This window comes from Chenggangzhangella methanolivorans, from assembly GCF_019797865.1.
Lineage (GTDB): Bacteria > Pseudomonadota > Alphaproteobacteria > Rhizobiales > Methylopilaceae > Methylopila > Methylopila methanolivorans.
The window spans coordinates 4,336,878-4,360,608 of record NZ_CP081869.1 but is presented as its reverse complement, the minus strand read 5'-3'; the positions used below and the strand labels follow the sequence as shown (position 1 = coordinate 4,360,608).

The 23,731-nt window shown below is 69.4% G+C and carries 25 protein-coding genes and 6 pseudogenes; 20 read left to right on the top strand and 11 right to left on the bottom strand.

All coding sequences use genetic code 11. From position 1 onward, the window contains the following. From K6K41_RS22875 to K6K41_RS22830, 10 genes and pseudogenes are all read left to right on the top strand, one after another. A complete protein-coding gene (locus K6K41_RS22875; RefSeq protein WP_261402418.1) occupies window positions 1–240 on the top strand; it encodes a hypothetical protein in 240 nt (79 codons plus the stop codon). A gap of 50 nt (window positions 241–290) precedes the next feature. Continuing rightward, on the top strand, window positions 291–1,001 hold the full coding sequence (locus K6K41_RS22870; RefSeq protein ID WP_261402417.1) for a lysozyme inhibitor LprI family protein: 711 nt from the start codon (window positions 291–293) through the stop codon (window positions 999–1,001). A gap of 77 nt (window positions 1,002–1,078) precedes the next feature. Next, window positions 1,079–1,435, top strand: coding sequence for a 3-methyl-2-oxobutanoate hydroxymethyltransferase (locus K6K41_RS22865; protein ID WP_261402416.1), 357 nt, complete (start codon window positions 1,079–1,081; stop codon window positions 1,433–1,435). Next, the gene (locus K6K41_RS22860; RefSeq protein ID WP_315855079.1) at window positions 1,318–2,007 is read left to right on the top strand and encodes a 3-methyl-2-oxobutanoate hydroxymethyltransferase; all 690 of its coding nucleotides are present in this window, start codon (window positions 1,318–1,320) and stop codon (window positions 2,005–2,007) included. The genes K6K41_RS22865 and K6K41_RS22860 overlap by 118 nt, the downstream gene beginning before the upstream one ends. Window positions 2,008–2,059: 52 nt before the next feature. After that, a complete protein-coding gene (locus K6K41_RS22855; RefSeq protein WP_261402415.1) occupies window positions 2,060–3,019 on the top strand; it encodes a hypothetical protein in 960 nt (319 codons plus the stop codon). Next, entirely contained in the window at window positions 3,016–3,408 is a 393-nt protein-coding gene (locus K6K41_RS22850; RefSeq protein WP_261402414.1) for a hypothetical protein, read from the top strand. The genes K6K41_RS22855 and K6K41_RS22850 overlap by 4 nt, the downstream gene beginning before the upstream one ends. Window positions 3,409–3,426: 18 nt before the next feature. Then, a complete protein-coding gene (locus K6K41_RS22845; protein ID WP_261402413.1) occupies window positions 3,427–3,804 on the top strand; it encodes a type IIL restriction-modification enzyme MmeI in 378 nt (125 codons plus the stop codon). Next, a pseudogene (locus K6K41_RS29780) lies at window positions 3,738–4,649 on the top strand (type IIL restriction-modification enzyme MmeI); the annotation flags it as partial. The gene K6K41_RS22845 and the pseudogene K6K41_RS29780, both read left to right, overlap by 67 nt. A 124-nt stretch (window positions 4,650–4,773) precedes the next feature. Next, window positions 4,774–6,777, top strand: a complete 2,004-nt coding sequence (locus tag K6K41_RS22835; RefSeq protein WP_315855245.1) for a class I SAM-dependent DNA methyltransferase — start codon at window positions 4,774–4,776, stop codon at window positions 6,775–6,777. Window positions 6,778–6,852: 75 nt separating this feature from the next. Beyond that, on the top strand, window positions 6,853–7,866 hold the full coding sequence (locus K6K41_RS22830; RefSeq protein ID WP_261402410.1) for a DUF3616 domain-containing protein: 1,014 nt from the start codon (window positions 6,853–6,855) through the stop codon (window positions 7,864–7,866). Window positions 7,867–7,881: 15 nt separating this feature from the next. Here K6K41_RS22830 and K6K41_RS22825 read toward each other — a convergent pair whose 3' ends face one another. Beyond that, window positions 7,882–8,187: a hypothetical protein gene (locus K6K41_RS22825; RefSeq protein ID WP_261402409.1), complete on the bottom strand. Its 306-nt coding sequence runs from the start codon at window positions 8,185–8,187 to the stop codon at window positions 7,882–7,884. A gap of 137 nt (window positions 8,188–8,324) precedes the next feature. Between K6K41_RS22825 and K6K41_RS22820 the strand changes: the two genes are divergently transcribed. The 3 genes and pseudogenes from K6K41_RS22820 (at window position 8,325) to K6K41_RS22810 (ending at window position 9,904) form a co-directional block, all read left to right on the top strand. After that, window positions 8,325–8,930, top strand: coding sequence for a hypothetical protein (locus tag K6K41_RS22820; RefSeq protein ID WP_261402408.1), 606 nt, complete (start codon window positions 8,325–8,327; stop codon window positions 8,928–8,930). A 10-nt stretch (window positions 8,931–8,940) separates the two neighbouring features. Continuing rightward, window positions 8,941–9,359: pseudogene (arfB, locus tag K6K41_RS22815) on the top strand (alternative ribosome rescue aminoacyl-tRNA hydrolase ArfB). Between the two features lie 140 nt (window positions 9,360–9,499). After that, window positions 9,500–9,904: a DUF6481 family protein gene (locus tag K6K41_RS22810; protein WP_261402407.1), complete on the top strand. Its 405-nt coding sequence runs from the start codon at window positions 9,500–9,502 to the stop codon at window positions 9,902–9,904. 181 nt (window positions 9,905–10,085) lie between these two features. Here K6K41_RS22810 and K6K41_RS22805 read toward each other — a convergent pair whose 3' ends face one another. Then, window positions 10,086–10,589, bottom strand: a complete 504-nt coding sequence (locus K6K41_RS22805) for a YciE/YciF ferroxidase family protein (protein ID WP_261402406.1) — start codon at window positions 10,587–10,589, stop codon at window positions 10,086–10,088. Between the two features lie 217 nt (window positions 10,590–10,806). Here K6K41_RS22805 and K6K41_RS22800 point away from each other — a divergent pair, with 217 nt between their 5' ends. Continuing rightward, window positions 10,807–11,514, top strand: coding sequence for an SIMPL domain-containing protein (locus K6K41_RS22800; protein ID WP_261402405.1), 708 nt, complete (start codon window positions 10,807–10,809; stop codon window positions 11,512–11,514). Between the two features lie 121 nt (window positions 11,515–11,635). Beyond that, window positions 11,636–12,982 (top strand): methyl-accepting chemotaxis protein, encoded by a 1,347-nt coding sequence (locus tag K6K41_RS22795; RefSeq protein WP_261402404.1) that lies wholly within the window; start codon window positions 11,636–11,638, stop codon window positions 12,980–12,982. A gap of 22 nt (window positions 12,983–13,004) precedes the next feature. On the opposite strand, the gene K6K41_RS22790 is transcribed toward K6K41_RS22795, so the two are convergent. From K6K41_RS22790 to K6K41_RS22765, 6 genes and pseudogenes are all read right to left on the bottom strand, one after another. Further along, complete coding sequence (locus tag K6K41_RS22790; protein ID WP_261402403.1) at window positions 13,005–13,613, bottom strand: YceI family protein; 609 nt, start codon at window positions 13,611–13,613, stop codon at window positions 13,005–13,007. A 105-nt stretch (window positions 13,614–13,718) separates the two neighbouring features. Further along, window positions 13,719–13,979, bottom strand: coding sequence for a type II toxin-antitoxin system RelE/ParE family toxin (locus K6K41_RS22785; RefSeq protein ID WP_261402402.1), 261 nt, complete (start codon window positions 13,977–13,979; stop codon window positions 13,719–13,721). Window positions 13,980–13,987: 8 nt separating this feature from the next. Then, window positions 13,988–14,233 carry a hypothetical protein gene (locus K6K41_RS22780; RefSeq protein WP_261402401.1) on the bottom strand — a complete coding sequence of 82 codons (246 nt, stop codon included), beginning with the start codon at window positions 14,231–14,233 and terminating at the stop codon, window positions 13,988–13,990. A gap of 59 nt (window positions 14,234–14,292) precedes the next feature. After that, window positions 14,293–16,284: an RNA polymerase sigma factor RpoD gene (gene rpoD / locus K6K41_RS22775; protein WP_261402400.1), complete on the bottom strand. Its 1,992-nt coding sequence runs from the start codon at window positions 16,282–16,284 to the stop codon at window positions 14,293–14,295. A gap of 219 nt (window positions 16,285–16,503) precedes the next feature. Next, a pseudogene (gene dnaG / locus K6K41_RS22770) lies at window positions 16,504–18,423 on the bottom strand (DNA primase). A gap of 130 nt (window positions 18,424–18,553) precedes the next feature. Continuing rightward, window positions 18,554–18,991 (bottom strand): MarR family winged helix-turn-helix transcriptional regulator, encoded by a 438-nt coding sequence (locus tag K6K41_RS22765; RefSeq protein ID WP_261405816.1) that lies wholly within the window; start codon window positions 18,989–18,991, stop codon window positions 18,554–18,556. A gap of 147 nt (window positions 18,992–19,138) precedes the next feature. Between K6K41_RS22765 and K6K41_RS22760 the strand changes: the two genes are divergently transcribed. From K6K41_RS22760 to K6K41_RS22735, 5 genes and pseudogenes are all read left to right on the top strand, one after another. Next, complete coding sequence (locus tag K6K41_RS22760) at window positions 19,139–19,342, top strand: thioredoxin domain-containing protein (protein ID WP_261402399.1); 204 nt, start codon at window positions 19,139–19,141, stop codon at window positions 19,340–19,342. Between the two features lie 16 nt (window positions 19,343–19,358). Then, window positions 19,359–20,045 (top strand): annotated as a pseudogene (locus K6K41_RS29775) (DUF1428 domain-containing protein); the annotation flags it as partial. Between the two features lie 61 nt (window positions 20,046–20,106). Then, a pseudogene (locus K6K41_RS29770) lies at window positions 20,107–20,551 on the top strand (DUF1428 domain-containing protein). A 198-nt stretch (window positions 20,552–20,749) separates the two neighbouring features. Beyond that, a pseudogene (gene rpsD, locus K6K41_RS22740) lies at window positions 20,750–21,361 on the top strand (30S ribosomal protein S4). Between the two features lie 99 nt (window positions 21,362–21,460). Further along, the gene (locus K6K41_RS22735) at window positions 21,461–21,700 is read left to right on the top strand and encodes a DUF2188 domain-containing protein (RefSeq protein WP_261402397.1); all 240 of its coding nucleotides are present in this window, start codon (window positions 21,461–21,463) and stop codon (window positions 21,698–21,700) included. Window positions 21,701–21,704: 4 nt separating this feature from the next. Here the strand turns inward: K6K41_RS22735 and K6K41_RS22730 are convergent, their stop codons facing one another. From K6K41_RS22730 to K6K41_RS22720, 3 genes are all read right to left on the bottom strand, one after another. Then, window positions 21,705–22,175 carry a hypothetical protein gene (locus K6K41_RS22730; protein WP_261402396.1) on the bottom strand — a complete coding sequence of 157 codons (471 nt, stop codon included), beginning with the start codon at window positions 22,173–22,175 and terminating at the stop codon, window positions 21,705–21,707. Between the two features lie 16 nt (window positions 22,176–22,191). Continuing rightward, on the bottom strand, window positions 22,192–23,082 hold the full coding sequence (locus K6K41_RS22725; protein ID WP_261402395.1) for a metallophosphoesterase: 891 nt from the start codon (window positions 23,080–23,082) through the stop codon (window positions 22,192–22,194). 85 nt (window positions 23,083–23,167) lie between these two features. After that, window positions 23,168–23,731, bottom strand: a complete 564-nt coding sequence (locus tag K6K41_RS22720; protein ID WP_261402394.1) for an O-acetyl-ADP-ribose deacetylase — start codon at window positions 23,729–23,731, stop codon at window positions 23,168–23,170.

The following is a 23,731-nucleotide window of genomic DNA, read 5'->3' as shown; positions in this document are numbered from 1 at the left end:
ATGACGAGCACGACGTTCCGACCGCGAGGCCTCGCTTTCGCGGTGGTCGCGCTGCTGCTCGCGCCTTTCGCCGCGCTCGCCGACGACGCCGCGGTCAAGGCCGCGTGCGACAAGGCCGCAAAAGCTCGGGCTGCCGAAGCCGGCTCCGCCGGACCGTCGCCGAAGGGATGCGACGCGCTCGACCTCTATGACGGCGTCGGCGCGGCCCCCGCCTACGGTCCGGCCGCGCCTGCGCGCTGAACGCGACCGGCGAGCCCGACATCGCCTTCCCGCCGGCCGCGATCCTCTCGATGATCTACGCCAACGGCGACGGCGCGCCCCGCAACGACGACCTCGCGATCGCCTACGCCTGCGCGGCCGGCGGCGCGCCGGCCGAGATCTCCGGCCGCGTCGAGCATCTTCTGGAGCGCAAACGCCAGGGCGCCGCGGTCCCCGACCGGTTCGACTTCTGCGACGACATCACCTCGGGGATGATGATGGGCTTCTGCTCCTCGCGCGCCGCGAAGAAGGACGCGGTCGGCCGAGACGCGGAGCTGACGCGCCTCGCCGCCCGGCTGACGCCGCCGGCGAGCGCCGCCTACGCCAGACTGCGCAAGGCCTTCACGGCCTATCGCGACGCCGTCGGGGAGAACGAGGTGGACCTCTCGGGCACCGCCCGCGGCGCCATGGTGACGGGCGCGAAGGAGGACGAGGACGAGGCGTTTCTCGCGACGCTCCGCGCCGCGCTCGGGACCGGCCCGCTCGACGTCAAGACCGCGCTGTCGACCGCCGACGGCGCGCTCAACGCCGCCTACAGGACGGCGCAGGCCGAGCCGGACGAAAGCCGCTGGGGCACGGTGACCAAGGCCGGCATCAAGACCACGCAGCGCGCCTGGCTCGCCTATCGCGACGCCTTCACGGCGTTTGCGGCCGCCGCCGGCTCCAAGACGTCCTCGGACCGGCTTGCGGCCGCGCTCACGACCCGGCGCACCGAGAACCTCCGCTCGTTCGCGGAGAACTGACGCCCTCGCCGCAGCGTTGAGCGGCGATTGAAATCCATATATCCGATCGACTGACTTCTCTTTGATCGGAGCCGCTGATGTCCGCCGAACCCGTGCGCCGCAAGGTCACGCTCAACGCGCTGCGCCGGAAGAAGGCCGCGGGCGAGCGCATCACCTCGATCGGGTCTACGACGCCGATGGCCGCGATCGCCGACCGCGTCGGCTTCGACCTGCTGGTGGTCGGCAACGCCGGGCCGATGTCGCTGCTCGCCCATCCCGATCCCACGACGGTGACGTTCGAGGAGCAGCTCTTCCTCACCCGGGCGGTGAGAGCCGCGTGGCGCGCTTCGGTCTCGTGGTCGGGCACCTGCCGTTCGGCAGCTACCACGCTTCGCCGGCTCAAGCTGTCGAAAGCGCCGTGCGCTTCGTGCGCGAGGGCGGGGCCAACGTGGTGAAATGCGAGGGCGACCGGCGCATCGCTCCGCATGTGGCCGCGATCGTGGCGGCGGGCGTGCCGGTCATGGGCCATGTCGGCATGCAGGCCTCGCGCCGAGTCGAGCAGAGCGGCTTCGGGATCAAGGGCCGCTCGGCCGAGGAGGCGGCCGCGATCCTCGACGGCGCCCGCGCCTTCGAGGAGGCCGGCTGCTTCGCCTTCATCGCCGAGCAGATTCCGACCGAGCTCGCGGCGCGCCTGACCGCCGAACTCTCCGCCCCCGTGGTCACGCTCGGCGGCGGCCGGGTCAATGACGGCGTCTATCACATCAGCGGCGACCTCGTGGGTTACTCCGCCTTCCCGATCCCGAAACCGCGGCGCCTACGCCAATGTCGGCGCGATCATCGAGGACGCGCTGACGCCTATCGCGACGACTGCGTGGCCGGCGCCTATCCGGCGGCCGAGAGCGACGTCCATATGCCGCCCGAGGAGCTGGCGCGGTTCGAGCGTCTCGCGGGCGAGAAGAAGAGCCGGGAACGAGCCGAGCGACCCTGCAACCTGATCGCGCCCACGCCCGCGCAGAACACGTATTGATTGTTATTTTAACATACCTCTATCTTCGGTTGCAGAAGGTTGGGGGATCGGCATGACCGGCAGGAGTCTCGCGTTCATCTGCATTCTCGCGCTCGGCGTCGCGCCGGCCGTGGTCATCGCCTCCCAATTCGCAGAAGTGCCCGGCGGGCATGCGCTCGGCCTTGGCGGCGCGGCCGCCAAGGCGATCTCCGCCGCCGCTCCCGCCATCGTCTCGGACGCCGCATTGGCCGGCGTATCGACCCCGGTCGCGCTTGCGGCGGCGCTCGCCTTTCTCGCGCCCTCCAAGGACAAGAAGACGCTGTTCAACGCCTCGATCGCGATCTGCCTCGTGGGATGGGCGTCCTATCTCTGGATGGACGCGGTGCTCTCGCAGGACGTCGCGCGCGACGCGCTGATCGCCGTGCTCGACCAGGGGGAAGCGGCCAAGACTCAGACCGCGGTCGCCCATGTCGCGAATTTCGCGGTCGCGGGCCGCATCGCCTATCTGGCGCTCGCCGCGGGCCCTGCTCGGGATCAAGCTGCGGGACGGCGTCGCCGCGACCGCCGTCGCCGCCGCCCTTCTGCTCGGCGCGTCCGGCGGGGCGCAGGCGGGAACGCTGAAGATTTCCGGGGACTCATCGGCGTTCGAGTGGTCGGCACGCGCGAAGACCCTTTCGCCGATCCGGTGTGGCTCGCGGCGTCCGACGGCGTCTACGCCTTCGCCTACGACCGGTCCCTGTTCACGTCGGGCGCCTATGTCGAGCGGATCGTGGTGATAGGCTGGAGGCCGAAGGCGATCGACGTCCCGGCCTCGAACGTCGACGCCTTCAGCGTCGAGGTTCCGCTGGTGCTGCGCAAATGGCGCGCCGACGAGACCCGCAGCGTCGAGGCCAACCCCTTCACCGGCGTCGGCGAGGCGCGTTGCGCGCCTATGAGCGGATGCGCGAGCCGATGCGGCGCTGGACGCGGTTCCTCGCCTCGCTTCAGCAAGCGGCGCACTACGCCACTCTGGTCTCGCCCGAAGCGCCGATGACGCGGCGCGCGCTGAACACGGCCGTCTCGGCGCTCACCGATCTCTCGAAATCCGGCTGGGTGCTGCCGCCGGAGGATCTGCGCGCGCGTCTCGCCGAGTCCTTCACGTTCAGCGACCCGAAGAAATACGCCGAGCTTTCGACCGCGCTCGACCATGTTGAGAGCGTGTTGTGGACGGACCTCAACTCGATCGAGACGTCTCTGACCGGCGAGAGCTGCCACGATGTCGAGAAGACGTTCGACTATCTCAACCTGAGAAGGAAGAGCAACGAACGCGCCTATGCGATCCAGGTCGGGGCCGCGAAAGACCTGATCGACATCAAGCGCGCGGCGGCGCTGAAGGCTTGCGCCGCCGCGGGCGGACCGCCCGTCTCAGCCGACGGCCAGTGACGCGCGGTCCGGTCTCCCATGAGCGCCGAACACTTCATCGCCCGCTGGTCCGGCCGCGAGGGCGGGGCGGAGCGGGCCAACTACCAGATGTTCCTGGCCGAGCTCTGCGACGTGCTGGGGTCGCGCGGCCGGACGTGGCCGGGGCCTCGGCCGCGCGCAACGACTACGCGTTTCGAGCGCGCCGTCCGCCCGCGCGAGACCGACGCGGGCGGGCCCAAGCGCATCGATCTCTACAAGCGCGGCTGCTTCATCCTCGAGGCCAAGCAGTCGCGGCTCAAGGGCGCGGGCAAGGCCCCCCGCCGGGCGGCGGGGCCGCCGGCGCGGGACGGATGGCCGCCGCGGCCGAGCACTACGTGTTCCTGCTCGACGCCGACCACCCGGCCCCGCCCTTCCTGATCCTGTGCGACGTCGGCCACTGCCTCGAGCTCTACGCCGACTTCACCGGCACGGGCCGCGCCTACCGCCATTTTCCGGACCGCCGCGGCTTTCGGGTCTATCTCGACGAGCTCGGCGACGCGCCGACCGTGAAAACCTCGCGAGGATCTGGAACGACCCGCACTCGCTCGATCCGGCGCGCGAGGCCGCCAAGGTCACGCGCGCGATCGCGGCGCGGCTCGCGGAGGTCTCCAAGGCGCTCGAGGCCGACCACGGCCGAAGAGGTGGCGCATTTCCTCATGCGCTGCATCTTCACGATGTTCGCCGACGACGTCGGGCTGCTGCCGAAGGACAGCTTCAAGACGCTGCTGGAGGATTGCCTCGCGTCGCCGAAGAGCTTCGCGCCGCTCGTCGAGGAGCTCTGGCGCAAGATGGACGAGCCGGACGCGTCGAAGCGCTTCTCGACGTCGCTTCGCGCCCACGTCCCCTACTTCAACGGCAACTTCTTCCATGAGGCGCGGGTGTTCGCTCTCGGGGCGGCCGAGATCGCCGAGCTGATCGCCGCCGCCAGGGCCGACTGGCGCGAGGTCGATCCGGCGATCTTCGGGACGCTGCTCGAGCAGGCGCTCGACAAGGCCGAACGCCGCCGGCTTGGGGCGCATTACACGCCGCGCGCCTATGTGCAGCGCCTCGTCGAGGCGACCGTGATGGAGCCGCTGCGCGCCGACTGGCAGGCCGCGCTCACCCGCGCCGAGGCCGCGACCGAGGCCAGAAATCCCAAGCGCGCGGTGGCGGCCGTGCGGGCGTTCCACAAGACGCTCTGCGCGACGCGCGTGCTCGACCCGGCCTGCGGCACCGGCAATTTTCTCTACGTGGCGCTCGAACTGATGAAGGCGCTCGAGGGCGAGGTGCTGGAGACGCTTTCTTTCACGGCTCGGCGAGACCGAGACGCTCGGGCTCGAGCGCGAGACCGTCGACCCGCACCAGTTTCTGGGGCTCGAGCTCAATCCGCGCGCCGCCGCCATCGCCGAGCTCGTGGTCTGGATCGGCTATCTGCAGCAGCACTACCGGACCCGCACCGGCCATCCCGGCGAGCCGATCCTGAAGGCCTTCGCCAACGTGAATTTCGGGACCGGGCGCCCTTACGACGCGGTGCTGACCTGGGACGGATTTCCGAACCCGCGCGTGGAGCGGCGGGACGGGAAGAGCGTGGAGACTTTTCCGAACGCCCGGCGGCCGGACTGGCCGGACGCGGAGTTCATCGTGGGGAACCCGCCGTTTATCGGCGGCAAGGATCTGCGGTCCCGCATGCGGCCCGGCTACGCCGAAGCCCTCTGGCGCGCCCATCCCCAGATCAACGAGAGCGCCGACTTCGTGATGTATTGGTGGGATCGGGCCTCTGAGGAATTGGCGACCGAAGACTCGACGCTGCGCCGTGTGGGCTTGGTGACGACGAATTCGATCAGCCAGCTGTTTCAGCGCCGCGTCATGGAACGCTCGCTCGACGCCGTTCTGCAGGTTTCGCTCATCTTCGCCGTACCTGATCACCCATGGACGAAGGCGGCCGACGGTTCGGCGGCCGTGCGGATCGCCATGACCGTCGTCGAGGCTGGATCACGCGCCGGCGTTCTAGCCACTGTCATCGCCGAAACCGGCCTCGACACCGATGAACCCGTCATCGCGTTTGCGATCCGTGAGGGCCGGATAAACTCCGATCTCACGATCGGCGTCGATGTGACGAAGGCCGTCCCGCTGCGCGCCAACGACAGGATTTGTTCGCCGGGCGTGAAACTGCATGGATCAGGGTTCTTGGTGACTCGACAGGACGCGAAGCGCCTCGGCCTCGGCAGGACCGCCGGATTGACTGAGCACATCCGACCATTCCGCAACGGACGTGATCTCGCCCATTCTCCCCGTGACCTCTTCGCGATCGACCTCTTCGGCCTGGAAAGCGAAGACGTAAGACAGCGCTTTCCAGCCGTCTTTCAGCACCTTGTCGAAACCGTAAAGCCCGAGCGAGACGTCAATCGCCGCGATGTTTATCGCTTGAGATGGTGGCTGTTCGGAGAGCCGCGACGGGAGCTTCGCCCAGCGCTGGCCACGCTCAATCGGTACATCGTCACGATCGAGACGTCGAAACACCGAAGCTTCCAGTTTCTCCCCGAGGACGTGCTGGCGGACAACATGCTTGTGGTGATCGCCTCCGCCGACGCCTTCCACCTCGCCGTCCTTTCGTCGCGCCCGCATCTCGTCTGGGCGCTGGCGGCGGGCGGGTGGCTCGGGGTCGGCAACGATCCGCGCTACTCCAAATCCCGCTGCTTCGATCCGTTCCCCTTCCCCGAACCCTCGCCTGCCCTGCGCGCGAAGATCGCCTCGCTCGGCGAGGAGCTCGACGCGCTGCGCAAGGCGGTGATGGAGGAGCATCCGGACCTCACCGTCACCGGCCTCTACAACGTCCTCGAAAAGCTGCGCGCCGGCGCCGAGCTTTCGGATAAGGACGAAGACGCCAAGCGCCGCGGGCTCGTGCTCGTCATCAAGGAGCTGCATGAGGAGATCGACCGGACGACGCTCGACGCCTATGGCTGGCCGAGAAGCCTCGGCGACGAGGCGATCCTCGAGCGGCTGGTCGCGCTCAACGCCGAGCGGGCGCGCGAGGAGCAGTCGGGCGAGGTGCGCTGGCTGCGGCCGGAGTTCCAGGCGCCGCGCTTCGGCGGGGAGGCTGCGAGGCGCGCGCCCCGCGGACGCCGGCGCAGGCGCCGGCCGCGGAGGTTCCGGCCGCGGCGCGCCCCGTCTTCCCGCGCGACCCTTACGAGCATCCGCTCGCGGTGGAAGCCGCGCTGGCTGCGGCGGGACGGCCGCTCGCGCCCGACGACCTCGCGCGCGCCTTCGAAGGCCGGGCGAAGGGCCGGCGCGACAGCGTCGGGCAGGCGCTCTCGACGCTTGCGCTTTACGGCCGGGTCGCGGCGCTCGCCGACGGCCGCTTCGCGGCGCTGAGGGTCCAATGACGCCGCGCGCGCCGAACGTCTTCCTGAACCGCCCTTCCCCGCCCCTCGCGCCCGGATCGAAACCATGACGCGCCGCCCGATCGCCGCATGTCTCGCCGCCGCCTCTGCGCTCTGCGCCGCGACTGCGCTCGCCAGAGCCGAACCGCTGACGCCGCTGAACGAGCGGCCTCAGGCGCTCGAAGGCTCGTTCTTCTCCGGCGACAAGCAGAAGAAGCTGCGCCGTTCGGCGAGCGGGATCGCCTGCGCGGACGCACGAAGTTGCGTCGTCGTCTTCGACGAGGGGATCGAGGCGCGGCGGGCGGAGCTTTCGCCGAAAACATATGCGGCCGGCGCTCCGGTCGCGCTTGTTCCGGACGGCGAGGAGGCGGACGCGGAGGGCGCGGCCTTCGCCGACCGCCGCTTCTACGTGACCGGCTCGCACGCCGTGAAGCGCGATCCGATCCACAAATGCGCCGGGAACCCGACCGCCCGCTTCGTGGCGCGGATCGAGCCGGACGGGCGGGCGACGCCGGGCGTCATTCAGCCGGCGATCGACGCTGCGCCGGAGCTCAGGGCGGCCGACAGGCAGTGCCTGACCGACGGCATGGGGCTCGACATCGAGGGGCTGGCGGCCTCGGGCGGCCATTTGTGGTTCGGCTTCCGCGGGCCGAAGGCGCCGGACGGGGCCTATGTGCTGCGGGTCGACGCCGACGCCGTCTTTTCTCAGGGCGACCAGAAGCCCGCGCTGCTCACCGCCCATGTCGGCGCCGGCCGCACGATCCGGGACATGCAGGCCGTCGGCGATCGGCTGCTGCTGCTCGCCGGCCCTCCCCGGGGCGTCGACGATCCCGTCGGCTACGCGCTCGTGCTGTTCGATCCGGCGACGCCGGGCGAGACGGGATCGCGCACGCTCGGGACGCTCGACTTCTCAGGCGTGAAGCGCCGCAAGCTCGAGGGCTGCAACGACGAGAAGAGCCTCGCCGACGTGAAGCCCGAAGGCCTCATGGTCGAGGACGTCGACGCCAATCCCTGGAGGGTCGCGATCCTGTCCGACGGCCTGTGCGACGGCGGCCCGCTCTGGTTCGAGGTCGCGCGCTGAGCAGGCTCCGCGCGCCTATTTCGAGCAGGCGCCGTTCACCGGCGGCTTGCCGTCGTCGCAGCGGCCGATCATGCCCGTGCCTTCGGGCGAGGTTCCTTCGAGCCGCTGCTCCTTGGTGACGTCGGGCGGCGTCGTGGCGGGCTTGTCGCCCGGGCCCTTGGACGTTCCCATCTCGGTGTTGTCCTGCCCCATGCCGCTGCCGTCGCCGCGGCCCGGGGCTCCGGTTCCGCGGTCGCCTTCGGCGGCGGCCGCAAGGCCGAGCGTCGCGGCGAGCGCAAGCGCTCCAAGCGTCGGAGCGGCGATCCTTCTGGCGATGGTCATCGGGCGCCTCCCAGCGTCGTGTCTGTGAGATCCGAACACGCGCGGCCCGCGCATCGTTCCCCGCGCGACCGCGACGCGGCCTCTGCTATAAGGGCGGCGGGAGCCCCGACGGCGGGCTCGCGGGGGCCCGAAACACCATGATCCGCAGCCTTTTCGCGGCCGTCGCCGCGACGGCGATCTTCGCTTCGTCGGCGTCGGCCGAGACCGACGCCATTTCCTGCGCCGGGCCCGTGAAGGCCTACAGCACGCCGGCCTCGCTCATGAAGGAGCTCGGCAAGGGCGTCGCCGCGACCGCGCAGGTCGACGGCTCCGAGGGCGAGACGATGGAGGCCGTGGTCATCCGCGCGAGCGACCCTGCGCGCCGGATCGAGGTGGTATGGAGCGCCGACGACCAAAAGTCCGGCGCGCAGGCGATCGTGCGCGGCGACAGCCGCGTCTCGGTCGCGGGGCTCTCGCTCGGACAGGACCTCGCCGCGGCTGAGGCGGCGAACGGCAAGGCGTTTTCGCTGTCGGGCTTCGGCTGGGACATGGGCGGCAACGTCACCGACTGGAAGGGCGGACGGCTCGCCAAGCTTGCGGGCGGATGCTTCCTCTCGGTCCAGTTCGGCTACGCCGAGGACGCGCCCGAAAAGGCGATCGACAGAGTGAGCGGCGACAGGACGTTCTCCTCCGCCGACACGGCGATGCGGGCGGTGCGGCCTGTCATCCAGTCGCTCACCCTCGGCTGGCCGGCCAAGGAGTGAGGTCGATCGCATGATCCGCGTCACCGACACGCTCTCGATCGACGAGGAGGAGCTGGAATTCACCTTCGTGCGCGCCTCCGGCCCGGGCGGGCAGAACGTCAACAAGGTGTCGACCGCGCGCAGCTGCGCTTCGACGCGCGTCGTTCGCCCTCGCTGCCCAACGACGTCGCCATCCGCCTGATGCGGCTTGCGGGATCGAAGCTCACCAAGGACGGCGTGATCGTGATCACCGCCCAGTCGCGGCGCACGCAGGGCGACAACCGCGACGAGGCGCTGGAGCGGCTGGTCGAGATGGTCGCGGAAGCCGCCCAGAAGCCGAAGCCTCGGGTGGCGACGCGCGTCTCCAAGGGCCAGAAGGCCAAGCGCGTCGACGCCAAGACCAAGCGCGGGACGATCAAGTCGCTTCGAAAAACGATCGTGCGCGATTGAACCTTCGGCGACCTTGCGGCGTTACTGACACACCAGCCATGCGATCCGGCGAAATCCCGCTGAATCCCGTTGCATTTTCAGGCCGCTGGGACTATCTCACCGATCATCCGAAACAATCAAAGGCCCGCATTCTTCATATGATGAAGGAAGACACCTTCCGTACCCGCCAGGACAACGCCCGCGACGCCAAGCAGAAGCTGCTGGAGCGCTTCCGTACGATCGCCAACGATCCCGGACTGGAGCAGCGTCGCGCCGAGCGCGCCGCGGTGACGGCGGCCCGCGAGGAGCGCGCCGCGGCCAAGGCCGCCGAGCAGCGTCGCATCGCCGAGGCGAAGGCCGCCGAGGAGGCGCGCATCGCCGCCGAGAAGGCCGCGGAGGAGAAGCGCATCGCCGACGAGAAGGCGGCCGAAGAGGCCCGTCTCGAGGCCGAGCGTCTCGCCGCCCGCCCGAAGATCATCGCGGCTTCGAAATACGCCCTCGCGGCGAGCGCCATCGCCGGCATGAACATGCCGCGCGACCGCAACCAGCAGCGCAAAGCCTCCTAAGGCTCTTTCGCTTCTCTCGAGAATTTGAAAAGCCCGTCGGCGGATTTCGCCGGCGGGCTTTTCGTGTTTTCGCTCTGCCGTCATCCCCTGGCTTGTCCGGGGGACCCACGGTTGATCATCGAGCGCCGCTCGGCGGAGCCGTGGACGCCCCGGACAAGCCGGGGCGTCACGAAGCGCCTTGTTAGGCCGCCTTGCGGTTCACGCCGCCTTCGGCGAGGCCGTTGAGCTTGCTGTCAGCGGCCTTCTCCTCCTTCAGCGTCTTCTCCAGCACCGCGGCGCAATCGGCGCGGCCGAGCTGCTTGGCCCATGCGATCAGCGTGCCGTAGCGCGTCATCTCGTAGTGCTCGACGGCCTGCGCCGAGGCGATGAGGGCTGCGTCCAGAACCTGCTTGTCGTCGATGTCGCCCGCGACCTCGTTGGCTTCCTGGATGATGCCGTTGATCGCCGGGCACTTGGCTGACTTCTTCTCCGCGCCGTGCATCTCGAACACCTGCTCGACCCGGCGCACATGCTCCTCGGTCTCCTTGAGGTGATGCTGGAACGCGCTCTTGAGCTCGGGCGCGGTCGCCTTCTCGATCATCTTCGGGAGCGCCGAGAGAATCTGCTGTTCGGCGTAGTAGACGTCCTGCAGCTGATGCACGAAAAGATCGTCGAACGTCTTGATGTCTTTGGTGAAAAGACCCATGGCGTAAAGCCTCCTGATGTGTGGCGAGGCCGTCGTCGATGCGCGGCCCCTTGCTGAATCCAACAGAACCGGCGCCGCTTCGTTCCGCGTCCGCGGGCGATTTTCGGCGTCGCCTGCGCCCCATCGCCGACGCAATGTTCAGGGATCACCGCAGGCGGGCGCGTCGAGCCGCGGGCGCCCCGTCTGGACCCGACGACGCGGCGAGGATCGCGACCCAATGAAGCTCTTCGCCGCCGCCCTTCTCGCCGCCGCCGCGCTCGCCTCTCCGGCTCTCGCCGAGCCGCAGCCCAAGCCCCGGAGCGTCACGGCCACCGGAGAAGGATCGATCTCGGCCGCGCCGGACCTCGCGATCGTCTCGTCGGGCGTCGTGACGTCCGCGCCGGGCGCGGCGGACGCGCTCAAGGCCAACGCCGAGGCGATGACCAAGGTGTTCGCCGCCGCCAAGAAGGCCGGGATCGAGGACCGTGACGTCGCGACCTCCGGACTCTCGGTGCAGCCGCAATACGATTATGGCGACGGCCAGCGGCCGCGCGCGCCCAAGCTCACCGGCTACGAGGCGCGCAACATGGTGACGATCCGCGTGCGCCAGATCGACAAGGCGGGCGGCCTCGTCGACGCGCTGGTGGCCGCGGGTTCGAACCAGATCGAGGGCTTCAGCTTCGAAATCTCGGACCGCGACGAGAAGCTCGACGCCGCGCGCGGCGAGGCGGTCAAGGACGCGCGGCGCAAGGCCGAGCTTTATGCGGCGGCCGCCGGCGCGAAGCTCGGCCAGGCGCTCTCGATCGAGGAGGCCGGCGACGTCGGCGAGCCGGCGCGCCCCTTCGCGATGCGCGCCAAGGCCATGGACGCCGCTCCGACCCCGATCGCCAAGGGCGAGCAGGAGCTGACCGCCCGCGTCACGGTGCGCTGGAAGCTTGAGGACTGAGGCGCGCGAGTTCGGCCGCGCGCAATTTTCCGGTCATTACGCGTTAAGCCTGTGGTGAAATACTCGCGCCCGGAGAAGGAGCACGTCAGGCGGCTCCCGGGAAACGAGCGAGACACCACCCATGACTTTCGGATTCGGGCGCGCAGCGACGTCGGTCGTCAAAGCGGCTGAGGCGGGCCCGGCCGCGGAGGCCGTGGCGCTCGACCAGATGCGTCTCGTCGCGGCGCTCGACGCCATGAAGCGCGGCGCGGAGCCGGCCGAATGGCCGGAGGGCGACGCGGGCGCGGCGCTGAGGGCCTTCGCCGACGCGGTCTCCCGGCGCGGCCGCGACGATCTCGGCGCGCTCGTCTCCTTCGCGCGCGACGCCTCGGCGACCGGGCTCGGCGTCGGCTGGGTGACCCACGACGTGCGCCAGGTCGCCGAAAGCACCTCGACCATCGCCGGCGCGGTGGAGGAGCTCGCGAACTCGATCTCGGAGCTGTTCTCGATGAGCAGCTCCGGCGCGGCCGACGCCACCTCCGCCCGCGAGGAGACGGGCCTCTGCCTTCAGGAAATGGGCGCGGCCTCCTCGTCGATGGACGCGATCCGCGACCGGGTCGGCGCGATCGCGGCGCGCATCGGCGTGCTCGAGGACGCGGTGCGCCAGATCGCCGACATGGCGGGCGCGATCGAGGCGATCTCCAGCCAGACCAATCTTCTGGCGCTCAACGCCACGATCGAGGCCGCGCGCGCCGGCGACGCCGGCCGGGGATTTGCGGTGGTGGCCAACGAGGTGAAGTCGCTGTCGGGCCAGACCGCCAAGGCCACCGAACAGATCCGCGCCCGCATCGCGACGCTGATGGAGGAGACCGACGCCATCAAGCGCGCGACCGGCGAGAGCGCGAGCGCCGTCGCCGACGGCGAGGCGACCATCCGCGCGACCGGCGACAAGGTGGAGGCGGTCGGCCGCCACGTCTCGCTGATCACGTCGAACATGCATGCGCTGTCGGACGTGCTCGGCCAGCAGCGCGCGGCCACCAATGAGATCTCTGAGAATGTCGGGCGCATCGCCTCGACCGCGTCCAAGACCCGCGGCGAGATCGACGCCGTACTCGGCAAGCTCGTGGCCGCGGAAGAGACCGCGATCGCCGGCGTCGACGGCGCCGCCGGCCGCGGCCTTCGGGGCTTCGAATGCCTGCGCTTCGCCGCCGAAGCCGGCCAGCTTCACCGCCGCCTCGGCGCGATCCTCATCGGCGCGGGGTCGGCCGAGCTCGACGCCGGCGTCTTCGGGGCGCGCCTCGACGCGCTGCCGGCGGACGAGCGGCCCGAGGACGCGATCCGCGCCCGCGACGTCGTGCGCCGCGAGGCGGCGGCGATGCTCGCTCATGTGCGCGCGCAGGACTGGAGCGCCGCCTCGGACTGCTTCACCCGCGCCGAGGCCGCGCTCGAGGAGGCCGTGAAGGCGGCCGAGCGCGCCGCCCGCCGCTAGAGGCGCGGCGCGCTCGACGGCGTCACTTCTCGAACGCGCCCACCACCGTGACCGTGACCTCGTCGGAGACGACGGGGACGAAGGCGCTGAGGCCGAACTCGCTGCGCTTCAGCTTGGTGGAGCCCGAGAAGCCGACCGTCTCGGCCTTGCTCATCGGATTGATCCCGGCGCCGTGAAACGCGACCGCGAGCGTGACCGGCCGCGTCACGCCATGGACCGTGAGGTCGCCCGTGACCTTGGCCTTCTGGCCCGAGACCTCGACCGAGGTCGAGCGGAAGGTCGCGGTCGGGAATTTCTGGGCGTCGAGCAGCTCGGCGCTCTTCAGATGCGCGTCGAACTTCTCCGACGTGACCGCCAGGCCGGAGATCGGGAATTCGATCTCGAGCTTGGCGTCTGCCGGGTTCTTCGGATCGAGGCTCAGCTGGCCCTTGGGCTGGCCGAACATGCCGAACAGGGTCGAGAAGCCCATATGGTCCACCGACCAGGCGACCTGGGTGTGGTTCGGATCGACCTTGTAGGTCCCGCCCGAGACGAGCGCGACGTCGGCCTTGCCGGGCATTTCCTGCGCGAGCGCGGGCGCGGCCGAAAGCGCAAGCGATGCGGCCAAGAGTGCGGACGAGAACAGCTTCATGTGGGGGCTTCCTTCTGGAGATCGCCGCCCTTCTGATCGATCGGCCCGGCAAGATGAAGGCGCAGGATTTCACGCCTTCGTTTGCGCCGGCGCCGCGAAACGACGTCAGCGCGCCTCGCGGCTGTGGCGGACGCGCAGGATCACGACGGTCTCGCGCTCGCGATCGACGCGATAGGCGCCGCGGCCGAAGGGAACGGTAAGGCGGCGGGAGGCGCGCCCGTGAATCGTCGGAGCGAGCGCGGGGAACGCCAGCAGATCGTTCGCGGCGGCCCGGATCCGGCGCAGGGCCTCGACGGACGCGCGTGGATCCTCCTGCGCCAGAAACACCTCGAGCCGGTCCAGATCCAGCTCCGCGACCTTGAGCATTCGCAGCTTCAACCGCGCGACGCCCCCGACGTCTGGCGGAGACGAGCCTCTGCTCGATCGATCAGGCGGTCAAAGACCTCCTCCGCCGAAACGTCGTCTCGGTCGCGCTCCCAGTCGGCGACGCGCTCGTCGAGTTCGGCCAGTTCTTCCCGCGACAGCGCGACGGTTCCGGCGTCAACCGCAGAAACGTCCGACAGGAACTCAGCGAGCGTGACCCCGCGCTCGGCCGCGCGCTGCTCCAGCGCGACGGCCACGTCTTCGTCCACTTCGATGGAGCGTCGGCGGCCTTCCATCGGGTCAGCCTAGCCGAGCTTCAGTTGTCGAGGAAGCTCCTGAGCTTCCGCGAGCGGCTCGGGTGCTTGAGCTTGCGCAGCGCCTTCGCCTCGATCTGGCGGATGCGCTCGCGGGTCACCGAGAACTGCTGGCCGACCTCTTCGAGCGTGTGGTCGGTGTTCATGCCGATGCCGAAGCGCATGCGCAGCACGCGCTCCTCGCGCGGGGTGAGCGAGGCAAGCACCCGCGTCGTGGTCTCGCGCAGGTTCGACTGGATCGCGGCGTCGATCGGCAGGATCGCGTTCTTGTCCTCGATGAAGTCGCCGAGGTGAGAATCCTCCTCGTCGCCGATCGGGGTCTCAAGCGAGATCGGCTCCTTGGCGATCTTGAGGACCTTGCGGACCTTCTCGAGCGGCATCGCGAGCTTTTCGGCGAGCTCTTCGGGCGTCGGCTCGCGGCCGATCTCGTGCAGCATCTGCCGGCTGGTGCGGACGATCTTGTTGATCGTCTCGATCATGTGCACCGGGATGCGGATCGTACGCGCCTGGTCGGCGATCGAGCGGGTGATCGCCTGCCGGATCCACCAGGTGGCGTAGGTCGAGAACTTGTAGCCGCGGCGGTACTCGAACTTGTCGACCGCCTTCATCAGGCCGATGTTGCCCTCCTGGATCAGGTCCAGGAACTGCAGGCCGCGGTTGGTGTACTTCTTGGCGATCGAGATCACGAGGCGAAGGTTGGCCTCGACCATCTCCTTCTTGGCTTGCCGGGCTTCGCGCTCGCCCTTCTGCACCATCTGGACGATGCGGCGGAACTCCTGGATCTCCAGGCCCGTCTCGGTCGCGAGATTGTGGATGTCGCCGCGGATGTCCTTGATCAGGTCCTTCTCGGAGCCGACGAAACCCTTCCAGCCCTTGGTGCCGAGGCCCGCCACGCGGCGGATCCAGTTCGGATCGAGCTCGTAGCCCTGGTACTGCTTCAGGAAGTCGACGCGATCGACGCCGTAAGAGTCGGCGAGCCGCAGCAGCCGGCCCTCGAGCGCGACGAGCCGCTTGTTGATGTCGTAGAGCTGCTCCACCAGCGCGTCGATGCGGTTCTGGTTGAGCGACAGCGACTTCACGTTGACGACGATGTCGTCCTTGAGCTTCTTGTACTTGCGGTCCTGGGCCGGCGAGAGCGTCTTGTTCTGGAGACGGTTCTCGACGTTCTGGTCCTGCAGGCGGCGAAGCTTCTTGTAGTCGTCGGCGATGGCGTCGAAGGTCTCGAGCACCTTCGGCTTCAGCTCGGTCTCCATGGCGGAGAGCGAGACGTTGTTCTCCATGTCGTCGTCGTCGAGATCGCCCTCGGGCGCGTTCTCGCTCTCCGACTCGCCCTCCTCGCCGCCTTCGGACTCCTCGCCCTCGGCGGCGGGCTGGCCGGCGTTGTTCTTCGCGTCAGGGCCGGCGTAGGTCGCCTCGAGGTCGATGATCTCGCGCAGCAGGATCTTGGCGTCGTTCAGTTCGTCGCGCCAGATGATGATGGCCTGGAAGGTCAGCGGGCTTTCGCAGAGGCCCGCGATCATCGCCTCGCGGCCGGCCTCGATGCGCTTGGCGATCGCAATCTCGCCCTCGCGCGAGAGCAGCTCGACCGAGCCCATCTCGCGCAGATACATGCGCACCGGATCGTCGGTGCGGTCGGTCGGCTCGGACTTCTGCGTGACCGTGACGGCCTGCTGGCGCGGAGCCTCGACGATTTCGCCGCCGCTCTCCTCGGCGTCGTCGTCGCCCTCCTCGCGCTCCTTGTCCTCGGCGTCCTCGGACTCGATCACGTTGATGCCCATCTCGTTGAGCATCGACATGATGTCTTCGATCTGGTCCGCCGTGTTCTGGTCGGAGGGAAGAACCTCGTTCAGCTCGTCGTTGGTGACATAGCCGCGCTTCTTCGCGGCCTTGATCATCCGGCGGACGGCCTGGTCGTTCATGTCGAGCAGAGGACCGGCCTCGGTCTCCGGGGCTCCGGTCTCGGCCTCGTCCTTCGCTTGCAGCTTCGTCGCCATTCGTTATCGTCTCCGGGCCGGAGCGCGCGTCCGACCCCCGTGCCTAAATCACACCATGCGGGCGGATCGCCGCTCGTCCGGCGCCGCCCCATCCAATCCAGTCAGCTACCGCGGATTCGCGTTACGCCCGCGTTAACCATGCGGCCGATTTGCGGCGGCCAGCCCAAACACCGTGCTTACGGCCGACCGTTTTGGTTCGACGGTCCCGCTCGACAACCCTCACATCGGCCGGACGGCTCGGCCCGAAGCGCCGCCGAACCCTTCGATCGAAGCCTCGGCCCCCTCGGCCGTCGCCAACTGGCGCTGGATTTCGACGATTCGGAGAAAGTTTCCGTCCGTGAAATCCCGACCAAAATCAAGCTCGGCCTCGCGGAGCTCCGTATTTAGCGCCCGCACCTTGATGTGCAAGGCGGAAGCGTGCCTCCAAGCCACGGAGACGTCGGCCGGATCGGCCTCCTCGCCCACCCACCAGTCGCGCGCCAGATTGAAGCGCGGCCTCGGCGCGCTCCAGCGCGCCGCGTTCGCCGCCGTCGAAGATCGCGGCGCGCACCGCGTCGCGGTCGGACGCGCCGCTGACATAGGCCTCGAGCGCGGCCCGGCGCAGGCGGTCGAGCTCGCGCGCGCCGAACTCCAGCTCGGCGAAGGCCTCGGCGAGTTCGTCGAGCAGAACCGGGTGGTTGACGATGGCGACGACGAGCGCGACTTCGCGGCGGAGCAGCTTGCCGGCGCCGGACGACACCATCGGGCTCTGAAGCAGCGTCGCGGTGGGGGCGAGCGGCGGAGCCTCGGAGCCGCCGCGCCAATCGCCGCGACGGCCGCCGCCGTTTCGCGGCGCAGGCCGCCCCGCCCCGCGCCGCGCCTGCGGGCGGTCGGGCCGGCCGAAGCGGGAGAGCCGCCCGTCGATCGCGATCTGGTAGTGGCGCTTCACGGTCTCGTCGCGGATCGAGCCGAGCGCGTCGCGCAGGCGCCGTTCGAAGGCCGCGGCTCGCTCGGGCGTGTCGGTCGGGCCGGATTCGAATTCGCGCGACCACAGCATGTCGACGAGCGGGACCGCGGCCGCGAACGCCGCCTCGACCGCGCCGCGGCCCTCTTTCCGCACGAGGTCGTCCGGATCCTGCCCCTCGGGCAGGAAGGCGAAGCGCAGCGACCGGCCGGGCTGGAGCAGCGGCAGCGCGGTCTCGATGGCGCGGAAGCCGGCGCGGCGGCCCGCCTTGTCGCCGTCGAAGCAGAGGATCGGCTCCGGGGCCATGCGCCAGAGCAGCTCGAGCTGTTCGGGCGTCAGCGCCGTGCCGTTCTGGGCCACGACGTTGGTTACGCCTGCCGCCGTCAGCGCGATGACGTCGACATAGCCCTCGACAGCCACCACGGTTCCGGCCGTGTGCGCGGCCGCGCGGGCGCGGTGGTGGTTGTAGAGCGTCGCGCCCTTGTGGAAGAGCGGCGTCTCGGGAGAGTTCAGGTACTTCGCCGGCACGTCGGCCTGCATCGCCCGGCCGCCGAAAGCGATGACGCGGCCGCGCACGTCCTCGATCGGGAACATTACGCGGTCGCGGAACCGGTCGAACGGCTCGCGCACGTCCTCGCCGGAGATCAGCAGCCCGGCCTCCACCATGTCGGCGACCGAGACGCCCTGCCCCGCAAGATGCTTCCTGAGCGCGGTGCGATCGTTCGGCGCGTAGCCCATGCGGAACTGCGCCTGCGTGGCGGGTCCAAGCGCCCTGCCCGCCAGATAGCCGCGCGCCGAGGCGCCGATCCGGTCCTGAAGCTGCGCCTCGAAGAACTTCGCCGCCATCTCCATGACGTCGATCAGTGAGGCGCGCGCCTCGGCGCGGCGCATCTCTTCCGGATTGTCCTTCGGCATCGGCACGCCCGCCATCTCGGCGATGCGCTCGACCGCCTCGGGGAACGTGACCCCTTCGGTCTCCATCAGGAACTTGAACACGTCGCCGTGCTTGCCCGACGAGAAGCAGTGATAAAACCCCTTCTGGTCGTTGACCGTGAAGGACGGCGTCTTCTCCTTGTTGAAGGGCGAGAGGCCGGCATATTCGCGCCCCTGCCGCTTCAGCTTCACGCGCCGGCCCACGACTTCCGAGACGGAAGCCGCTGGCGCAGGTCGTCGAGGAAGGAGGGCGTGAATCGCATGTGCGGGCGCGAAAATCCGGACGGAGAGGCGGTCGATCGGATTTTATATAAGATCGAACGAGCCGGCGGGAGTGGCCGAGACGTCACGTCGAGAGCCGGCCTGGGCCCGGCACCCGCTATTCACAGGCCCTCAGGCGATCGCCGAGAGCCCCGCCCTCAGCACGTGCGGATCGGCGAGCTTCGCCTCGACCGCCTTGTGCGTCCGCTCCCAGATCGGGGTGGCGGCGTCGAGCAGGCTGAGCCCCTCTTGCGTCAGCGACAGGCGCCGGCCTCGGCGGTCTTTCGGATCGACCTCGCTCCTCACCAGCCGGCGCCGCTCAAGCGGCTTCAGGTTCGCGGTGAGCGTCGTGCGGTCCATCGCCAGAACGTTCGCCACCGAGCCGATGGTCGGCGGATGCTCGCGGTTGAGCGAGGTCAGCAGCGAGAACTGCCCGCTGGTGATCCCGACGGGCTTCAGCGCCTCGTCGAACAGGCGCGACAGCGAACGCGCGGCCCGTTGGGACGCGAGACACAGGCAGTTGTCGCGGATGAACAGCGTCGTCTCGTGAGAGGCGGCGAGCTCGGCCATGGGCGCCCCGCCCTGCCGGCCCGCGCCCTCCATCTCCCCGGTCGCTTCTGACGGACGCGTGATCATGAGGATTTCTAGCCCGTTTGACTCCCGCAATATAGGTTGATATCAACATATAAGTCAAGAACACGACGAGGAGGACTGGCCATGCCGCTCGACCCGACGGCCGCCATCGAGATCACCGCGTTCAACTGGGTTCCGGATTTCGCCAAGGGCAACGTGCGCGACCTCCGGGTGCGCTGGGCGCTCGAGGAGGCCGGGCTCGCCTACCGGGCCCGCCTGTTCGACGCCAAGGACGCCCGGCCCGAAGGCTCTGCGAGAGCAGCCCTTCGGACAGGTGCCGGCCTATGAATGCGGCGACGTGCGGATGTTCGAGTCGGTCGCGATCGCGCTCGAGATCGCCGAGGGCTCCGAAGCGCTGATGCCGCGCGACCCCATGGGCCGCCCCGGGCCTCGCGATCAACAGCGTCGAGATCGCGATCAACGCGCTGATCGACGTCGACGTGTTCCACGCCGGCGAGGACTGGGCGAAGGCGCGCCGCCCGCAGGCCGAGCAGGAGGTTCGCCGCCGGCTGACGCTGCTGTCCGGCTGGCTCGGCGACAAGGACCATCTCGAGGACCGTTTCACCGTCGGCGACCTTCTGATGGCCTCGGTGCTTCGCGCGCTCCGTCACACGGACCTCGTAGCCGAGCACGAAAACCTCAAAGCCTATCTCGCGCTGCGAGGCGCGGCCGGCCTTCGCCCGCGCGCTCGCCGACCACATGGCCGCCTTCGAGCGGCCGCGCGAGGCGGCCTGAGCGCCGCCCGCCCCCTATCAGACCCGAACGAAGGAATTTTGAGATGTCCTATGTCGAAGGTTTCGTGCTCGCCGTCCCGACCGCCAAGAAGGACGAATATCTGCGCCACGCGGCCAACGCCGCGCCGCTGTTCAAGGAGTTCGGCGCCCTGCGTCACGTCGAGGCCTGGGGCGACGAGGTGCCGGACGGCGCGGTCACCGACTTCAAGGGTGCGGTGCAGGCCAAGGACGACGAGGTCGTGGTGTTTTCGTGGTTCGAATATCCCGACCGCGCGACCCGCGACTCCGCGAACGAAAAGATCATGTCGGACCCCGCGCATGGACGCGATGGGCCAGGAGATGCCGTTCGACGGCAAGCGCATGATCTACGCCGGCTTCGCGCCGATCCTCGACGCCGGAAAGAAGGGCGCGATGGGCTACATGAACGGCATGGTGGTCCCGGTTCCCTCCTCCAACAAGGAGACCTACAGGGCCTTCGCCGAGACGGCCGCCGAAGTGTTCCTCGAGGCCGGCGCGAGCCGCGTCGTGGACGCCTGGGGCGACGACGTGCCGGCGGGCGAGGTCACCGACTACGCCCGCCGTGAAGGCGCAGGACGACGAGACCGTCGTGTTCTCCTGGGTCGAATGGCCCTCCAAGGCCGAACACGACGCCGGCTGGGCGAAGATCATGGCCGACCCCCGCATGCAGCCGGGCGGCGCGCCCCGGCCGTTCGACGGTCGACGCATGATCTATGGCGGCTTTTCGCCGATCCTCGACGCGTGAGGCTCAAGGCTCCGCTGTCTTGCGATTGACATGCGGCCCCTCTCCTTCTAGAGAACCGCCGACCGCGCGGGGGGTTAACAGCCCCGCGCGGCTCGTTTTACGCACCCGCGATCCGGCGTTCTCGCGACGACCGGATGTCGTCTCCCGACAGGGAGAAGCAGGAGGGCGCGTTCCTCGAAACTCAAAATGGAGGACGCGATGTCGAAGCGACACGCCTCGAAGTACAAAATCGATCGCCGCATGGGCGAGAACATCTGGGGTCGTCCGAAGTCCCCGGTGAACCGCCGCGAATACGGCCCCGGCCAGCACGGCCAGCGCCGCAAGGGCAAGCTCTCCGACTTCGGCGTGCAGCTGCGCGCCAAGCAGAGCTCAAGGGCTACTACGGCTCTATCTCGGAGAAGCAGTTCCGCCGCGTCTACGCCGAGGCGACCCGCATGAAGGGCACACGCGAACCTGATCGGCCTGCTCGAGCGCCGTCTCGACGCCGTCGTCTACCGCGCGAAGTTCGTGCCGACCGTGTTCGCCGCGCGCCAGTTCGTGAACCACGGTCACGTCACGGTGAACGGCCGCCGCGTCAACATCCCGTCCTACCTCGTCAAGGTCGACGACGTGGTCGAGGTGAAGGCCGCGTCGAAGCAGCTCGCCATTGTGATCGAGGCCGCGGCCTCGGGCGAGCGCGACGTGCCGGACTTCCTCGAGGTCGACCACAACAAGATGACCGCCAAGTACGTCCGCGTGCCGGCGCTCACCGAGGTGCCCTACCCGGTGCACATGGAGCCGAACCTCGTGGTCGAGTTCTACTCGCGCTGAGTTCGGACTGATCAGAATTTCGGGAAGGCCGCCTCCGGGCGGCCTTTTTCGTTTATGGTCGCGACCGCGCCGCTCTTCGATCGAGGAGGGAAAACCGCGATGACGCGCCTGATCTACAAGATCGTCGAGCACGACGGCGGATGGGCCTACCGCCTGGGCGAGGTGTTCTCCGAAACCTTCGCGACCCGCGAGGACGCCCACGACGCGGCCGTCCAGGCCGCGCAGGAGCAGCGCCTCAAGGGCGAGGACGAGGACATCGAGTGGGAGGACGCCGCCGGCCAATGGCACGGCGAGCATTCCGACGGCCGCGACCGGCCCGAGACCGGCGTCGAGGACTGAGCCCCTAGAGACCCGTCGGCGCGGACGCGTCCTCCGCCGCGAACGCCAGCGCGCCGCCGACCGCATGGACCCAGCGCGTCGCGGGGCCGCGGTTGTCGAAGAGGGTCCATTCCGGGTCGCCCTCGGCCGTCATGAACGAGACCACGTCGCGCCCGCCCGACAGCGCGAGCCTCACCTCCGGCAGCCGCCCGTAGAGCGCCACGCTCTCGACCCTGCGGCCGACGCAGCCGTAGAGCGCCTCCTCGATCACGGGCGCGTCGCTGAAGCTGCCGCCGAGGATTTTGGTTTCGCCCTCGATCCGCCAGCTCCATTCCAGCATCAGCGTGAAGGCGCCGGTCCGGCGCTCGTCCGAGCGGTCGGCCGAGAGGTTGGGCCCCTCGCCGAATTCGAGGAAAATCGCCGTCCCCGCCCCGCGCCAGACGGAGCTGACGGACAGGCCGTGAAGCGGGGCCGTGAAGCGCTCGAAATCGGTCATCGCCCTGCGCGCGCGCTCACGCCGCGGCGATCGGCCGGCCGAGCCGCACCATCAGGACTTCGGGCGGCACGCCGAAGCGGATCGGCAGCCCCGACATGCCGATGCCGCCCGACACGATGAGATGGCGGCCGTCCTCGACGATGTGGCCGTAGCGGTAGCGGTCGCCGTAGCCTGAAGGGATCCAGGGCGCGGGCAGGCCCGGAATGTAGACCTGGCCGCCATGGGTGTGGCCCGACAGCGTGAGCGACACCCGCGGCGGCATCTCGGCGAAGATGTCGGGCTCGTGCGCGAGCATCAGCACCGGATCGTCGGTGCGGATCTGCGCGAGCGTCCCGGGAAGGTCGTCGCGGCCGTGGAACGAGCCGCGCCCGAGCCGGTAGGCGATCTGGTCGCCGAGCCCTGCGATCCAGAACCGGCGCGCGCCGTGCTCGAGCAGCTCCGCCTCGTTCTCGAGCACGCGGATATGCGCGTCGTCGAGCGCGCGGCGGATCTCGCGCGAATTGTTCCACCAGTCGTGATTGCCGAGCACGGTCCAGAGCCCGAGCGGCGCGGCAAGATCGGCGTAGGCCGCGGCCCACTCGCGCGGGGGCACGCGCCGCTTGACGAAGCGGTGTGTCGCCTCGTGATCGCCGAGATGGACGATCATGTCCGGCTTCAGCCCGTTCGCGATCTCGACGATGCGCTTGACGCGCGACATCGGCGTGTAAGGCTCGTTGACATGGACGTCGGAGATCACCGCGACGTTGAGCAGCAGGTCGTCGGGCCAGCCGGGGGGCGTGAGCTCGTAGGTCGTGACGCCGAGCATCATCGTCGGCTCGACCACGCCCGCATAGGCGCCGCCCGTCGCTGAGGCGACGAAGCCTGCGGCGCCGGCGGCGAGGAACGTGCGGCGAGTGATGATCGTCATGTCGAGGCGGTCGTTCCAGGAAGGCGTGACGGGCCCGAGATGGCCCCGGCGGCCGCCGACGTCGAGCCCCAGGCCTCGAACGTGGTTAGGCCTTTGCTCCCTGCGCCTCGATCGCGTCGAGGTGATGGCGCGCGCTCTTTTCCGAGAAGCAGCAGAACACCACGCGCTTGACCGAGGGCGAGCCATCGAGCCCGTTCAGCGTCGCTTCGATCGCGATCTCGGCCGCGCGGTCCGGCGGAAAGCCGTAGACGCCGGTCGCGATCGAGGAGAAGGCGATGGACGACAGGCCCGCCTCGCCCGCGAGCTTGAGCGAGCTCGCGTAGCAGCCTGCGAGCTCGGCCTCCTCCTTGCCGTGGCCGCCGTGCCAGATCGGCCCCACCGCGTGGATGACGTGCTTGGCCGGCAGCTTGTAGCCGGCCGTCATCTTGGCGCCGCCCGTCTCGCAGCCGCCGAGCGACTCGCATTCGGCGCGCAGCTCCTTGCCGGCCGCGCGGTGGATCGCGCCGTCGACTCCGCCGCCGCCGAGCAACGAGCGGTTGGCCGCGTTGACGATCGCGTCGACCTCGAGCTCGGTGATGTCGGCGATCAGAACCTCGACCGCCCGGCCGCCGAACTCGAACGCGACGCTGGTGTCGCCGCGGGCGGTCAC